The following is a 13,823-nucleotide window of genomic DNA, read 5'->3' on the forward strand; positions in this document are numbered from 1 at the left end:
CCATGACTTCGACCCAGATCAACGACGCGCGGCCCGCTCCGGTCAAGGAACAGGCCGCCCCGGCACCGAACCGGCGGCCCCTGGCGCGCCGGGTGCGGGACTGGCTGACCGCCTTCTCCTTCACGGTGCCGGCCCTCGTCCTGTTCACCCTCCTCGTGCTCACGCCCATCCTCTACGCGCTGTACGTCAGCTTCTTCAACTGGGGCGGCTTCGGGGCGCCTTCGGACTTCACCGGCACGGACAACTACACCCGTCTCCTCGACGACCCGGTCTTCCTCGGCGACCTGTGGCGCGGACTGCTCCTGGTCCTCGCCTCCGTCGGGCTCCAGCTCCCGTTCGCGCTCGCGATGGCCGTCCTGCTCAACCAGAAGCTGCGCGGCCGCGCCGTCTACCGGATGCTGTTCTTCGCCCCGTACGTGCTGTCCGAGGTCATCACCGGCGTCCTGTTCTCCATGATCTTCGCGCCCGACGAGGGGCTCGCCGACAAGGTGCTCGGCTCCGTCGGCCTCGACGGTCTCGGCGGGCTCTGGTTCGCCGACCAGGACTGGGTGCTGCCCACCCTGTTCCTCGTCATGATGTGGAAGTACTTCGGCTTCCACATGATGCTGTACCTGGCGGGGCTCCAGGGCATCCCCGCCGAGCTCCACGAGGCCGCGCGGATCGACGGGGCGAACGCCTGGCAGCGCTTCCGCAACGTGACGCTGCCGCTGCTCGGACCCACCATCCGCATCAGCGCCTTCCTGTCCGTCATCGGCGCCATCCAGCTCTTCGACCTGGTGTGGGTCACCACCCAGGGCGGCCCCGACCACCACTCCGAGACGATGGCCGTCTCCCTCTTCCAGTTCGGCTTCAAGCGCTACCAGATCGGCTACGCCAGCGCGATCAGCATCGCGATGTTCCTGATCAGCCTCGTCTTCGCCATCGCCTACCAGCGGTACGTGCTGCGCCGCGACACCGAAGGAGCCCTCACCACCATGCGAGCCACCCGATGAGCCACCTGATGGCGGCCCTCAGCCCGGCCGCGCGCCGGCGCCTGCGCTCCACACCGCTGTACGTCATCGTGTGGCTGGTCGGCGTCGTCATGGTCACCCCGCTCCTGTACGCGCTGGTGTCCGGGTTCAAGTCCACCGACCAGCTGTCGCAGAACGCCTTCGGCCTGCCGTCGCCGTGGGTCGTGTCCAACTACACGGACATCCTGGCCTCCGGCTCGTTCTGGCGGATGCTCGGCTCCTCCACGCTGATCGCGGTCGGCACCACCGTCCTCACCGTCGGCACGGCGGCGCTCGCGGCCTTCGCCCTCGCCCGGTTCGCCTTCAAGGGAAGGGAGTTGATGTTCACTCTCTTCACCGTCGGCCTGATGTTCCCGTTCGCCGTGGCGATCCTGCCGCTGTTCATCCTGCTGCGCACCTTCGGGCTGCTCGACAACCCGCTGGGCGTGATCCTGCCGCAGGCCGCGTTCGGACTCCCCATGACCATCGTCATCCTGCGCGGCTTCTTCCGGGAGATCCCCGGCGAGCTGGAGGAGGCCGCCACCCTCGACGGCTGCTCCTCGTTCGGCTTCTTCTGGCGGATCCTGCTGCCCATGGCGCGCCCCGCGCTCGGCACCGTCTCCGTTCTCGCCGTCGTGACCAGCTGGAACAACTTCCTGCTCCCGCTGCTCGTGTTCAGCGAACCCACCTGGTGGACCATCCCCGTCGGCGTCCAGCAGTTCCAGGGCCAGTACGCCGCCGACATCGCCCGTGTCTTCGCCTACCTCGTCCTCGCGATGGTGCCCGCGCTCGGCTTCTACGCCGTCGCCGAACGGCAGCTCATCGGCGGCATCACGATGGGCGCGACCAAGGGCTGACCACCCTGCCGACAACCGCAACATGTCCCGCACTCGAGGAGACTCATGGCTCAGCCCTGGCAGGACACCAGCCTGCCCGCCCACGTCCGGGCGGCGGACCTGCTCGCCCGGATGACCGCCGAGGAGAAGACGGCCCAGCTGTCCAGCGTGTGGCTGGGCGTCTCCGTCGGCTCCGACGCCGCCGTTGCGCCCGGACAGCACGAGTACGCCGCCGACAGCGCGGACCTCGATGCCCTCCTGCCGTACGGCCTCGGTCACCTCACCCGGCCCTTCGGCACCGTCCCCGTCGAGCCCGCCGAGGGCGCGGCCCGCCTCGCCGACCTGCAACGCCGCATCCGCGCCCACAACCGCTTCGGCCTTCCCGCGCTCGCCCACGAGGAGTGCCTGACCGGCTTCGTCGCCTGGCAGGCCACCGTGTTCCCGACGCCGCTCGCCTGGGGAGCCACCTTCGACCCCGCACTGATCACCGAGATGGCGCGCGGCATCGGCGCCTCCATGAGCGCCGTCGGCATCCACCAGGGCCTCGCCCCGGTCCTCGACGTCGTACGGGACGCCCGCTGGGGCCGCACCGAGGAGTCCATCGGCGAGGATCCCTACCTCGTCGGCACCATCGGCTCCGCCTACGTGCGGGGTCTGGAGGCCGCCGGGATCGTCGCCACCCTCAAGCACTTCGCCGGGTACTCCGCCTCCCGCGCCGCCCGCAATCACGCGCCCGCTCCGCTCGGGCCCCGCGAACTGGCGGACGTCATCCTGCCGCCGTTCGAGATGGCGCTGCGGGAGGGCGGGGCACGGTCCGTGATGGCGGCGTACAACGACATCGACGGGCTGCCGGCGCACGCCCACACCGGCCTGCTCACCGGGTTGCTGCGCGAGGAGTGGGGGTTCGCAGGCACCGTCGTCTCCGACTACTTCGGCATCGCGTTCCTGGAGTCCGCGCACCGCGTCGCCGCGACGGAGACGGAGGCCGGGCGGCTCGCGCTCGCGGCGGGCGTGGACGTCGAACTCCCCGCCGCCCACTGCATCGACACCGCCGGAGGGCTTCCGGACGAGCTCCTCGACCGGGCCGCGCTGCGGGTGCTCACGCAGAAGTGCGAGCTGGGGCTCCTCGACCCGGACTGGGAGCCGGTCGACGCGGGCGGACCGGTCGACCTCGACCCGCCGCACATGCGGGAGCTGGCGGCGAAGGTGGCCCAGGAGTCCGTGGTGCTGCTCGCCAACGACTCCGGCCTTCTGCCGCTGCCCGAGTCCGGCGGCGGCCTGCGCGTCGCGCTCGTCGGGCCGCTCGCCGACGAGCAGGCCGCGATGCTCGGCTGCTACACGTTCCCGCGCCATGTCGGCGTCAACCACCCCGAGCTGCCGACCGGCGTCGCCGTCCCCACGCTCGCCGAGGCGCTGCGGGCGGAGCTGCCCGGCGCCGAGTTCGTCGATGACCCCGCGCGCGCCGACGTGTGCGTGGCCGTCGTGGGGGACAGGTCGGGCCTGTTCGGGCGCGGTTCGTCGGGCGAGGGCTGCGACGCCCCCGACCTTGAACTGCCGTACGGTCAGGGCGAATTGCTCGACGAGGCGCTCGGCTTCGGGGCGCCGACCGTCGTCGTCGTGCTCAGCGGGCGGCCCTACGCGCTCGGCCGCTGGGCCGACCGGGCGGCCGCCGTCGTCCAGGCCTTCTTCCCCGGCCAGGAGGGCGGCGCGGCGGTCGCCGGAGTGCTGTCGGGCCGCGTCGAACCCTCCGGGCGGCTCCCCGTCGGCGTGCCCCGCCACCCCGGCGGGCAGCCCGCCCCCTACCTCGCGCCGCCGCTCGGCCGGCACGGCGGCCCCAGCAACATCGACCCCACCGCGCTCTACCCGTTCGGCCACGGCCTCTCGTACACCACGTTCGCCTGGGACGCGCCGCGCTGCGACACCCCCGAGTTCGGCACCGACGGCGAGGCCACGGTGAAGCTCACCGTCCGCAACACCGGCGAACGCCCCGGCACCGAGGTCGTCCAGCTCTACCTCCACGACCCCGTCGGCACCGTCGCCCGCCCCGAGGCCCGGCTTGTCGGCTACGCCCGCGTGCCCCTCGACCCGGGCGCGTCGGCCGAGGTCCATGCCACATTCCCCGCCGACCTCGCCGCGTACACCGGGGCCGACGGGCGCCGCGTCGTGGAGCCGGGAGCCATCGAACTCCGCGTCGCCGCCTCCAGCGAACACGTCCACCACACCGTGCCGCTCACCCTCACCGGGCCGGTGCGGGAGGTGGGCCACGACCGCAGGACGCGCTGCGAGCTGCGCGTGAAGTGACGTACTCAACCACCCGTGCAACGCGACCAGTTGAGGAGAGCAGTCATGCGTTCCACCCATGTCAGATCCGCCGCCTTCGCCACCGCCGCGGCGTTGTTCCTCGGGGGCCTCGCCGCCTTCCCCGCGACCGCCACCGCCGACACCGGCAGGAAGCCGGCCACCCTGCACGACCTCGCCCGCTCCCAGGGCCGCTACTTCGGCTCCGCCGTCGACAACCCGGAGCTGTCCGACACCCCGTACGCGAACCTCCTCGGCCGCGAGTTCGGCCAGACCACGCCCGGCAACGGCATGAAGTGGTACGCCACCGAACCCCAGCGCGGCGTCTTCGACTTCACCGCGGGCGACGAGATCGTGAAGTACGCGCAGTCGAAGGGCCTCAAGGTCCGCGGCCACACCCTGCTCTGGCACAGCCAGCTGCCCGACTGGCTGAACAACGGCACCTGGACCGCCGACGAACTCCGCTCGATCCTCCGGAACCACATCACGCGCGTCGTCAAGCACTACAAGGGCAAGGTGTTCGCCTGGGACGTCGCCAACGAGATCATGAACGAGGACGGCACGTACCGGGAGAACATCTTCTACAAGACCATCGGCCCGTCCTACATCGCCGACGCCCTGCGCTGGGCCCGCGCCGCCGACCCCAAGGTGAAGCTCTACCTCAACGACTACAACGTCGAGGGAACCGGCGCGAAGTCCGACGCCTACTACGAGCTGATCAAGCGCCTGAAGGCCGACCGCGTGCCGATCGACGGCTTCGGCATGCAGGCCCACCTCGCGCTCCAGTACGGCTTCCCGTACCGGATGCGGGAGAACATCCAGCGCTTCGCCGACCTCGGCGTCGACGTCGCGATCACCGAACTCGACATCCGCATGCAGCTCCCCGCCGACCAGCAGAAACTCGCCCAGCAGGCCGACTGGTACGGGCAGGTGACCGACGCCTGCCTCGCCGTGAAGCGCTGCGTCGGCATCACGCTGTGGGGCTACTCCGACCGGCACTCGTGGATCCCCGACTTCTTCGAGGGCGAGGGCGCCGCCCTGCCCTGGGACGAGGACCTCCGCCACAAGCCGGCCTACGACGCGATCCGGGCGGCCCTGAAGGACTGAGGGGCACGACGTTCGGCGGCGACGGCGCGGACACCACGCGCGCCGACCGCCCACAGCTGACCTGCCGTCAGGCGCCGTGCGTGGGCGGGCCGAGCAGCCCGTCCACGAACGCGCGCAGTCCTTCGGGGAACGTGTCGCGCGCCGACAGCGCGGGCCACTGCTCGTTGATCGCGGCGAGGCGCGGCAGCCGGTCCGCGTCGAAGCCCGTGAAGTCGGGTGTGCCGTGCAGCGGGCGGTCGCGGTCGGAGTCGGGGCGCGCCGAGCGGGAGCGCACGAGGATCTCGCCGACCGTGTAGTACCAGATGCTGCGGAAGACGTGGACGGCCTCTTCCTGCGTGCAGCCGCTGTCCTCCGCGCCGGCGACGACGGCCTCGACCATGCCGAGTGCCGGTTCGCCGAGCCGGGCGAGGAAGCCGTCCGTCGTGAGCACCTCGGCGGCCCACGGCCAGGCCTTGAGGAAGTCGTGGATGGCGGTCGCCGCCGCGACGACGCGCTCGCGCGGGTCCTCGGGAAGCTCCAGGGGCGGGGCCTGTTCCGCGTGGTGGTTGAGGAGGTGGACCAGGAGGTCCTCCCGGTCCTGAACGTGCCGGTACAGGGTCGTGGCGCCGATGCCGAGCTCGGCCGCGAGGCGGCGCACGGTCAGCTTCTCCCAGCCGTCGCGCTCGATGACGCGGCGGGTCGCCGTGATGATCTCCGAGCGGGACGTCGCAGGTGGGCGGCCGGTTCTGCTGCGCGGGGCGTCGGGAGGAGTCACGGTCCCATCATGCCGTCTCCCGTTGCGCGCTCGACAGCGACGGGTCCACGCGCTACTTTCGGAACACGTTCCGAAAGTCGGGGCGCCCACGCTGAGGGGGATTCGGCATGGCCCGCACAGAAACGATCACGGAGCGGTCCGCTCCACGCACACCGAGGCGGACGCGGCCGGGGGCCACCCTCGCCGCCGTCGCCGTCGTGCAGTTCATGGTGTCGCTCGACCTGTCCGTCGTGAACGTCGGACTGCCCCGCATCGCCGCTGGGCTCGGCTTCGGCCCGCTCGGCCTGACCTGGGTCGTGCACGCCTACGCGCTCACCTTCGGCGGACTGCTGCTGCTCGGCGGGAAGGCCGCAGACCGGTACGGCAGGAGCCGCGTGCTGCTCGTCGGGCTCGGCGTCTTCGGACTGGCCTCGCTGCTCGGGGGCTTCGCCCAGAGCCCCGGCCAACTGGTCGCCGCCCGCGCCGCGCAGGGCGTCGGCGCCGCCGCCCTCGCGCCCGCCGCGCTGGCCGTGCTCAGCTCCACGTTCCCCGCAGGCCGGGCGCGCGTCCGGGCCTTCGGCGTGTGGAGCGCGATGAACGCGGCGGGCGGCGCCCTCGGTGTCCTGCTCGGTGGGGTCCTCACCCAGTACGCGAGCTGGCGCTGGGTGATGTTCGTGAGCGTGCCGATGGCCGCCGTCGCCCTGGTCCTCGCCCGCAGCGGCGTCACCCCGGACGCGCCCACCGCGCGCGGCGGACGGCCGGACGTGCTCGGCGCCGCCCTCGTCACCGCGGGCACCGGCCTGCTGGTCTTCGGCGTCGTGCGCACCGACCACTACGGCTGGGGTTCGCCGGTCACCCTGGGGACCCTCGCGCTCGCCTCCCTCCTGCTCGCCGCGTTCGTCGTCGTGGAGCGGACCACGCGCCGCGAACCGCTCGTCAGGCTCGGCCTGTTCGGCAATCGCTGGGTCGCGGGGGCCAACGCGTACAACCTGCTGGTCGGCGCCGCCATGGCCGCGTCCTTCTACTTCATGTCCCTGTACCTGCAACGCGTCCTCGGCGTCGGACCCGCCCTGACCGGGCTCGAGTTCCTGCCGTTCGCGCTCGGCGTCGTCGTCGGCTCCGTGCTCGCCGTCAAGCTCGGCCACCGCGTGGCGCCGCGCACCCTCATGGTCGCCGGGGGACTGCTCACCGCCGCCGGCTTCGCCTGGTTCGGGCTCATCGGCCCTGAGGGCAGCTTCCTCGCCGACGTCCTCGGGCCCTCGATCCTCGCGAGCGTCGGCTTCGGGCTCTGCCTCGGCCCCGTCGTCTCCACCGCCACGGCCGGCGTCGCGCCCCACGAGACCGGCATGGCGTCCGGTCTGCTCAACACCTCACGCCAACTCGGCGCCACGCTCGGCCTCGCGGCCCTCGGCACGGCGGCCCAGCACCGCTCCGACGGATCGGTGACACCCGCGGCGCTCAGCGAAGGCTACGGTCTCGGCCTCAGCCTCGGCGCCGCACTCCTGTTCGCCGCCGTCCTCGTCGCGCTCGTCGTGCTGCCGCGCCGGCGCCCGGAGGCGTGAGGTCACCGCGTCGCGTACAGCTCCTCGATCTCCTGCGCGTACGCCTCCAGGACCGCGGCCCTGCGCAGCTTCAGGGACGGGGTGAGGAGGCCCTGGGTCGCGCCGAACTCGTGCGGGAGTATCCGGAAGGTGCGGATCGACTCGGCGCGCGAGACGCGGGAGTTGGCGCGGGACACCGCCCGCTGGATGTGCCCGTTCAGCTCCTCGTCGGCCACCGCATCCTGCGGGGTGTCGGCGGCGCGGCCCTTGAGGGTCTGCCAGCTCGCCAGGGCCTCCGGGTCGAGGGTGATCAGGGCGGTGACGTAGGGGCGGTTGTCGCCGATCACCAGGCAGCCGGAGATCAGCGGGTGGGCGCGCAGCTCCTCCTCCAGGGTCTGCGGCGAGACGCTCTTGCCGCCGCTGGTGATGATGATGTCCTTCTTGCGCCCGGTGATCACCAGATAGCCGTCGGCGTCGAGATGGCCGAGGTCGCCGGTGGCGAACCAGCCGTCGCGCAGCGCCGCCTCGTTGGCCTTCCGGTTGTTCAGGTAGCCCGCGAAGACGACGTCGCCCGCCACCCAGATCTCGCCGTCGTCCGCGATGTGCACGGCGTTGCCGGGCAGCGGCTTGCCCACCGTGCCGTGCCGCACCGCTCCGAGCGGCTGCACGGTGACCGCGGCCGCCGTCTCGGTGAGGCCGTAGCCGTTGTAGACGGTGATGCCGCAGCCCTGGAAGAACAGGCCGAGGTCACGGGAGAGCGGCGAGCCGCCCGACACCGCGTTGAACACCCGGCCGCCGAGCACCGCCCGCACCTTCGCGTACACGAGCCGGTCGTACACCTTGTGCATCAGCCGCATCCGGGGTCCGGGCCCCGCGCCCTCGCCCGCCGCGTGCCGCTGCGCCGACGCCGCGTACCGGATCGCCGTGCGCACGGCCCGCTCGAACAGGGCGGTGTGGCCGCTCTCCTGGGCGTTGATCCGCGCCTTGGCGAAGACCCGCTCGAAGATGTACGGGACCGCGTACATCAGCGTCGGCCGGAACGCGGCGAGCGCGGGCAGCAGCGCGCTGGGGGAGACGTCGGGCTGGTGCGCGACGTTGATGCCGCCGCGCACCGAACTGACCACCACCATCAGGCCGTAGCAGTGCGCCAGCGGGAGGAACGCGAGCAGTGACTGCTGCACCCCGGGCGGTGTGAGGACAGGCGCCCAGCCGACCAGGAGGTTGTCCGACTCGGACGCCAGATTGCTGTGCGTGATGACGCAGCCCTTCGGGCGGCCCGTGGTGCCCGACGTGTAGCAGATGACGGCGGTGTGCCGCGGGTCCACGGCGGCGCGCATGTGGTGCACCTCCTCGTCGGGCACCCCGGCGCCCGCCGCGAAGAGCTGCTCGATGCCGCCCGAGTCCAGCTCCCACAGGCGCGTCAGATCGGTGCGCGCCCCGTACGCGGCGGCGACCGTCATCGCGTTGTGCTCGTTCTCGACGACCACGCCCACCGCGTCCGTGTCGTACAGGATCCAGCGCACCTGCTCCGCCGACGACGTCGGATACACCGGCACCACCTCGGCACCGAGCGTCCACAGCGCGTACGCGACCAGTGTCCACTCGTACCGGGTGCGCGACATGACGATCACCCGGTCGCCCGCGCCGACCCCGCCGGCGAGGAAGCCGCGCGCCGCGGCCATCACCTCGTCGCGGAACCGCGCAGTGCTGACCTCCTGCGCGACCCCGCCGTCCCCCAGCAGCGAGAACTGCGTGCGCGCGGGCGCCTCGAGCGCCGCGCTGAAGACGGAGTCGGCCAGGCCGCCGGACACCAACGGGGGCGCCAGGCGGGGCGATGCCAAATGCCGCATGTGTGTGCTCATCGCTCCCTCTGATCGGCGAAACCGGTTTGACGATTCAACCGGAATGCGTCGGAACGGCAAGCTACCGCCAAGAGGAACTTTTCGCCCTGGTGTTGCATAACGAATCGGATGCCACCGCTTGCCGACGGCCGCCCACCCGGACGCCGTGGCATTCTGGCCCGATGAACGGTCCGGAGATCCACCTCCATGTAGCGCCTGAACTGGGCCTGTTCGTTCCGCACGCCTACCGCTCGGGCGCCGCGCCGCTCACCACCGACGGGGTGTCCACGCTCGGCCACGTCGTCGAGTCGCTCGGAGTGCCGCTGACGGAGGCCGGGACGCTCCTGGTCGACGGGCGCGAGGTGCCGGTCGGACACGTCCCCGCGGCCGGTGAGCGCGTCGAGGTCCGCCCGGTCGACCGCCCGCAGCGGGTGCCGGGCGCCCCGCTGCGCTTCCTCCTCGACGTCCATCTCGGCACGCTGGCCCGCCGCTTGCGGCTGCTCGGCGTCGACGCCGCCTACGAGGCCACCGACATCGGCGACCCCGCGCTCGCCAAGCGGTCGGCGGCCGAGCGTCGCGTGCTGCTCAGCCGCGACCGGGGCCTGCTGCGGCGCCGCGAGCTGTGGGCGGGCGCGTACGTCTACAGCGACCGGCCCGACGAACAACTCCGTGACGTGCTCGGCCGCTTCGCCCCGGAGCTGCGCCCGTGGACCCGCTGCACGGCGTGCAACGGACCGCTGGAGGAGGCCCGCAAGGAGGACGTCGCCGACCGTCTGGAGGGCGGCACCCGTTCCACGTACGACGTGTTCGCGCAGTGCCGCGCCTGCGGCCGGGTGTACTGGCGCGGCGCCCACCACGACCGGCTGGAGGCCGTGGTGGGCGCCGCTCTCGCGGAGTTCGGGCGGCCGTAGCGCGGGGCCGGGGCATGATCGGCGGCGGAGCCGCTTCCGCTACGCTGCTGCTTTCCCCCCATGGCATGTACACCCAGAGGAGCATCTCCGTGAAGCGGCGCCCCACCCTGGCCGGACTGACGATGGTGCTGGTGGTCGCGCTCGCGGCCTGCGGCGGCGGAACGGAGAAGTCGGCCTCCGCGCACGGCGGCGGTGGCACCGGCAGCCAGTCCGTCGAGCAGCGCGACGAGAAGGTGACCGGGGTGCGCGACGCGGTCCGCCACCTGTCCCGGCGGACCACCCGCGCCACCCGCCCGCACCTGGTGCGCACGTGCGACACCGACACGCGCAGGGTCCGGCACACCAAGCGCAGCAACGGCCGTACCAAGACGTACTACACGACCAAGAAGGTCCGTGACTGCCACAAGGTGCGCCGCGGCACCGAGCGCTACACGCGGGTGCTTCGTCCGGAGCGCTTCTGCGTGCGGCTCGATGCCGTGGGCGGCCGAAAGGGCGAGAACGACCGGTGGTTCGCGGTCAACTCGGTGACCTTCCACCGGGTGCAGCAGGCCGACGACCGGGCGAAGGTGACCATCGCCCCGCTGCGCAAGGGCTGCTGAGCCCCCGCCGGGTCACGTGGCGGCGACCTCCGGGATGCGCTCCTTCACCATCGCGTAGAGGACGACCGCCACGGCCATCACGCCGGCCGCGGTGAACACGCCCGCGGCCCAGCTGCCCGTCGCGTCGCGCAGCACACCGCTGACGACGGGGCTGGCCACCGCGCCGATCTCGGCGACCAGGTTGAACAGGCCGAACAGCGAACCGCGGTCCTTCTCCTCGGCCAGGTCGCCGAGCAGGCTGTGCACGATCGGCTGGAGCGCGTTGAAGAACAGGCCCGAGCAGAACAGGATCAGGCCGAGCAGCAGCAGCGACGGATCGCCGTTCAGGACGCTCGCGCCGAACGCCACGGCGAGCACCGTGTGCACCGCCGCGCAGATCACCGCGAGCGGCTTGCGGCCCTTGCCGGCGCGCACCCGCCGGTCCGCGATCCAGCCGCCGACCGGGAAGCCGATGATGCCCGCGCCCGCGTTGAACGCCGCCGTCAGGGCCGCCGCGCCGAGGCTGCTGTGCGCGGCCTCCGCGACGATCTGCACCGACCAGAACGAGAAGAACCACAGGTTCCACATCACGGCGATGAAGCCGATGTAGACCAGCCACACATTCTTGTTGAGGAGCTGGGCGCTGCGGCCCGTGCGCACGATGCCGCGGATCACGATCGTCACCATGACGAGGAACAGCACGCCGGAGCCGACCGCCGTCAGCCAGTCGGGCCAGCGGAACTCGTCCGCGAGCAGGAACAGGCCGAGGATCGCGACCGCCGCGGGGATCGAGTACCCGATGAGGCGCAGCGCGGGAGGACCGATCCGCAGCGGCTTGTCCCCGCGGGCCCGGAAGAACATCCACGTCGCCCCGGCCACGAGCAGCGACACGACACCGAAGACGTACAGCGGCATGCTCCACGCGCCGTCGCCCATGCCCAGCGTGCCGCCCCAGTCGATCAGGTGCGGGGTGGCGACGATGCCGACGGTGAGGCCGATGGACAGTCCTGACAGGACGACGCCGAGACCGATGGTGCGGCGGGCGGGCGGCGTGTGGTTGATGACCAGGACGCGGTCGTTGGAGTAGAAGACGCCCTCGCCGAGCCCGGTGAGCACGCGGGCCACGACGAAGCCGATGAGGCCGCCGGTCAGTCCGGAGACGAGGGTGAGCAGACCCGCCCACAGCAGCGAGACGACGAGCATCTCGCGGTGCCCGTAGCGGTCGCCGAGCCGGCCGCCCGCGTACTGCGTGAGCATGTAGCCGGTGAAGAACATCGAGCCGATGAGCCCGCCGAGCGTCGCCGGGTTCGAGGCGTCGCCGATGAACCCGGCCTTGTTCTCGATCATCCAGGCCACGACGGGCCCGGTGACGGTGCGGTCGGCGTAGCTGATCAGCCAGCCCGCGAGCAGGAAGCCCCACAGGTGGGTGTGGTGGCCCGAGAAGAGCGCGCGGCCCTTGCCCTCGGTGGTGGTGCGTGGTGGAGCGGCGGATTCCGACATGGGTCCCCCTGGACGCCGGCGACTCGAACAAGCCATAGAAAGCGCTTGTCAAGATGGCAGCGTGAGGGGGCCACGTCAACGGTTGACTTTTGCCGCGGAGTTGCTTACGAAACGCTGTTGCTCAAGCGGTGGCGCTCACGAGGGGAGCTGCCGGTTCCGGCCCGCGCCGATGCCCGCGAGCCCCATCGGCACGCACAGCGCGGCGAGCAGCGCCAGCGGCACCGTCCAACCGCCCGTCGCGTCGTGCAGCGCGCCGAGCAGGAACGGGCCCGCGGCGGCGAGCAGGTAGCCGACGCTCTGCGCCATGCCCGACATCTCGGCGGCCCGCGCCGCGTCGGGGGAGCGCAGCACGATCACGGCGAGCGCCGTGCTGATCAGGAGCCCGCAGCCGAAGCCCTGCATCAGCATCCACGCGTACGCGCCGCCGACCGGCGCCACCAGCAGGCCGATCACCGAGCCCAGGACGAGCAGCGTGCCGGTCAGGCCGAGCGCGACCTGGTTCGTGGAACGGCCGACGAGCGCCGTGAAGGCGAGCGAACCCGCGATGCCCGCGAGGCTCATCACCGACAGCATCCACCCCGCCCGCGTGCCGTCCATGCCCTGGCTGGTGAGCATCGCCGGGATCCACGCCGCGCACGCGTAGTACTGCAACGACTGGAGTCCCATCAGGAGCGTGACCTTCCACGCGAGGGGCGAACGCAGCAGTGAGGTACGGGAGTCGGCCCCGGGCGAGGCCGCCGCCGGTGGCGCGTCCGAGCGGCGCAGCTGCGGCAGCCACAGCACGAACGCGAGCGCCGACAGCACGGCCCATACGCCGATCGCCCCGCGCCACCCGAGCCCGAGCGCGTCCCCCAGCGGCACGGTGACCCCGGCCGCGAGCGCGGCGCCGCAGAACAGCGCCACCGAGTACAGGCCCATCATCAGGCCCGTACGGCGCTCGAAGTTGCGCTTGATGACACTGGGCACCAGGACGTTCGACAGGGATATCGCGGCGCCGATCAGGACGGTGCCCGCGAACAGCGCGGGCAGGCCGGGCGCGAGGCGCAGCGCGATGCCCGCCGTCAGGAGCGCCATCATCGCGCCGAGCGCCCGCGTCATGCCGATGCGCCGCGACAGCTTCGCCGCGAACGGGGCGAGGAGGCCGAAGCACAGGATCGGCAGCGTGGTCAGCAGTCCGGCGAGCGAGCCGCTGAGTCCGGTGTCCCGGCGGATCGTGTCGAGCTCGGGCGAGACGGAGACGACGCCGGGGCGCAGGTTCATGGCGATGAGCAGGACGCCGGCGGCGAGGAGCCCCGTCGTCGCGTGGGCGGTGGCGGTCGGGCGCGCGGACGCGGACGTGGATTCGGCGGGGGTGGGCGTGGGAGCGGGTGTGGGGGCGTTGTGCGGCATGTGGGCCAACGTAACATCCCATGTTTGTGGTCAGCACTTACGCCCAGCGGGGAGATAGCGGCATGAAATGCCGCAAAGTGGACTGGCGTGCCTGGGGAAA

Annotated in this window: 11 protein-coding genes; 7 read left to right on the plus strand and 4 right to left on the minus strand. The window is 72.0% G+C overall.

Features of this window, described 5'->3' with window-relative positions; genetic code table 11:
- The first annotated feature begins 2 nt into the window (after nucleotides 1-2).
- The 4 genes from ACTWJ8_RS31295 to ACTWJ8_RS31310 are packed head-to-tail and all read left to right on the plus strand — an operon-like array spanning nucleotide 3 to nucleotide 5,230.
- Nucleotides 3-992, plus strand: a complete 990-nt coding sequence (locus ACTWJ8_RS31295; RefSeq protein WP_443260935.1) for a carbohydrate ABC transporter permease — start codon at nucleotides 3-5, stop codon at nucleotides 990-992.
- A gap of 8 nt (nucleotides 993-1,000) precedes the next feature.
- Nucleotides 1,001-1,846 carry a carbohydrate ABC transporter permease gene (locus tag ACTWJ8_RS31300; RefSeq protein ID WP_443260936.1) on the plus strand — a complete coding sequence of 282 codons (846 nt, stop codon included), beginning with the start codon at nucleotides 1,001-1,003 and terminating at the stop codon, nucleotides 1,844-1,846.
- Between the two features lie 45 nt (nucleotides 1,847-1,891).
- A complete protein-coding gene (locus tag ACTWJ8_RS31305) occupies nucleotides 1,892-4,126 on the plus strand; it encodes a glycoside hydrolase family 3 N-terminal domain-containing protein (RefSeq protein ID WP_443260937.1) in 2,235 nt (744 codons plus the stop codon).
- A gap of 45 nt (nucleotides 4,127-4,171) precedes the next feature.
- Nucleotides 4,172-5,230, plus strand: coding sequence for an endo-1,4-beta-xylanase (locus tag ACTWJ8_RS31310; RefSeq protein ID WP_356373787.1), 1,059 nt, complete (start codon nucleotides 4,172-4,174; stop codon nucleotides 5,228-5,230).
- Nucleotides 5,231-5,297: 67 nt separating this feature from the next.
- Here ACTWJ8_RS31310 and ACTWJ8_RS31315 read toward each other — a convergent pair whose 3' ends face one another.
- The gene (locus tag ACTWJ8_RS31315) at nucleotides 5,298-5,984 is read right to left on the minus strand and encodes a TetR/AcrR family transcriptional regulator (protein ID WP_356373786.1); all 687 of its coding nucleotides are present in this window, start codon (nucleotides 5,982-5,984) and stop codon (nucleotides 5,298-5,300) included.
- A gap of 107 nt (nucleotides 5,985-6,091) precedes the next feature.
- On the opposite strand from ACTWJ8_RS31315, the gene ACTWJ8_RS31320 reads away from it, so the two are divergent.
- Complete coding sequence (locus tag ACTWJ8_RS31320; RefSeq protein WP_443260938.1) at nucleotides 6,092-7,525, plus strand: MFS transporter; 1,434 nt, start codon at nucleotides 6,092-6,094, stop codon at nucleotides 7,523-7,525.
- 2 nt (nucleotides 7,526-7,527) lie between these two features.
- On the opposite strand, the gene ACTWJ8_RS31325 is transcribed toward ACTWJ8_RS31320, so the two are convergent.
- Nucleotides 7,528-9,354 (minus strand): AMP-dependent synthetase/ligase, encoded by a 1,827-nt coding sequence (locus ACTWJ8_RS31325; RefSeq protein ID WP_443265050.1) that lies wholly within the window; start codon nucleotides 9,352-9,354, stop codon nucleotides 7,528-7,530.
- A gap of 173 nt (nucleotides 9,355-9,527) precedes the next feature.
- Between ACTWJ8_RS31325 and ACTWJ8_RS31330 the strand changes: the two genes are divergently transcribed.
- On the plus strand, nucleotides 9,528-10,256 hold the full coding sequence (locus ACTWJ8_RS31330) for a Mut7-C RNAse domain-containing protein (protein ID WP_356373784.1): 729 nt from the start codon (nucleotides 9,528-9,530) through the stop codon (nucleotides 10,254-10,256).
- A gap of 89 nt (nucleotides 10,257-10,345) precedes the next feature.
- Nucleotides 10,346-10,855 (plus strand): hypothetical protein, encoded by a 510-nt coding sequence (locus ACTWJ8_RS31335; RefSeq protein WP_443260939.1) that lies wholly within the window; start codon nucleotides 10,346-10,348, stop codon nucleotides 10,853-10,855.
- A 12-nt stretch (nucleotides 10,856-10,867) separates the two neighbouring features.
- Here ACTWJ8_RS31335 and ACTWJ8_RS31340 read toward each other — a convergent pair whose 3' ends face one another.
- On the minus strand, nucleotides 10,868-12,334 hold the full coding sequence (locus ACTWJ8_RS31340) for an MFS transporter (RefSeq protein ID WP_443260940.1): 1,467 nt from the start codon (nucleotides 12,332-12,334) through the stop codon (nucleotides 10,868-10,870).
- A 135-nt stretch (nucleotides 12,335-12,469) separates the two neighbouring features.
- The gene (locus tag ACTWJ8_RS31345; RefSeq protein ID WP_443260941.1) at nucleotides 12,470-13,723 is read right to left on the minus strand and encodes a CynX/NimT family MFS transporter; all 1,254 of its coding nucleotides are present in this window, start codon (nucleotides 13,721-13,723) and stop codon (nucleotides 12,470-12,472) included.
- Between the last annotated feature and the right edge of the window lie 100 nt (nucleotides 13,724-13,823).

Origin of the sequence: Streptomyces sp. SDT5-1 (assembly GCF_052245995.1) — a bacterium.
In the GTDB taxonomy this organism is placed as follows: domain Bacteria; phylum Actinomycetota; class Actinomycetes; order Streptomycetales; family Streptomycetaceae; genus Streptomyces.

Excerpts from the sequence above, each read along its gene's own strand:
- ACTWJ8_RS31295 (WP_443260935.1), top strand. The coding sequence starts at position 3 with ATGACTTCGACCCAGATCAACGACGCGCGGCCCGCTCCGGTCAAGGAA.
- ACTWJ8_RS31300 (WP_443260936.1), top strand. The coding sequence starts at position 1,001 with ATGGCGGCCCTCAGCCCGGCCGCGCGCCGGCGCCTGCGCTCCACACCG.
- ACTWJ8_RS31345 (WP_443260941.1), bottom strand. The coding sequence starts at position 13,723 with ATGCCGCACAACGCCCCCACACCCGCTCCCACGCCCACCCCCGCCGAA.
- ACTWJ8_RS31330 (WP_356373784.1), top strand. The coding sequence starts at position 9,528 with ATGAACGGTCCGGAGATCCACCTCCATGTAGCGCCTGAACTGGGCCTG.
- ACTWJ8_RS31305 (WP_443260937.1), top strand. The coding sequence starts at position 1,892 with ATGGCTCAGCCCTGGCAGGACACCAGCCTGCCCGCCCACGTCCGGGCG.
- ACTWJ8_RS31325 (WP_443265050.1), bottom strand. The coding sequence starts at position 9,354 with ATGCGGCATTTGGCATCGCCCCGCCTGGCGCCCCCGTTGGTGTCCGGC.
- ACTWJ8_RS31340 (WP_443260940.1), bottom strand. The coding sequence starts at position 12,334 with ATGTCGGAATCCGCCGCTCCACCACGCACCACCACCGAGGGCAAGGGC.
- ACTWJ8_RS31310 (WP_356373787.1), top strand. The coding sequence starts at position 4,172 with ATGCGTTCCACCCATGTCAGATCCGCCGCCTTCGCCACCGCCGCGGCG.
- ACTWJ8_RS31320 (WP_443260938.1), top strand. The coding sequence starts at position 6,092 with ATGGCCCGCACAGAAACGATCACGGAGCGGTCCGCTCCACGCACACCG.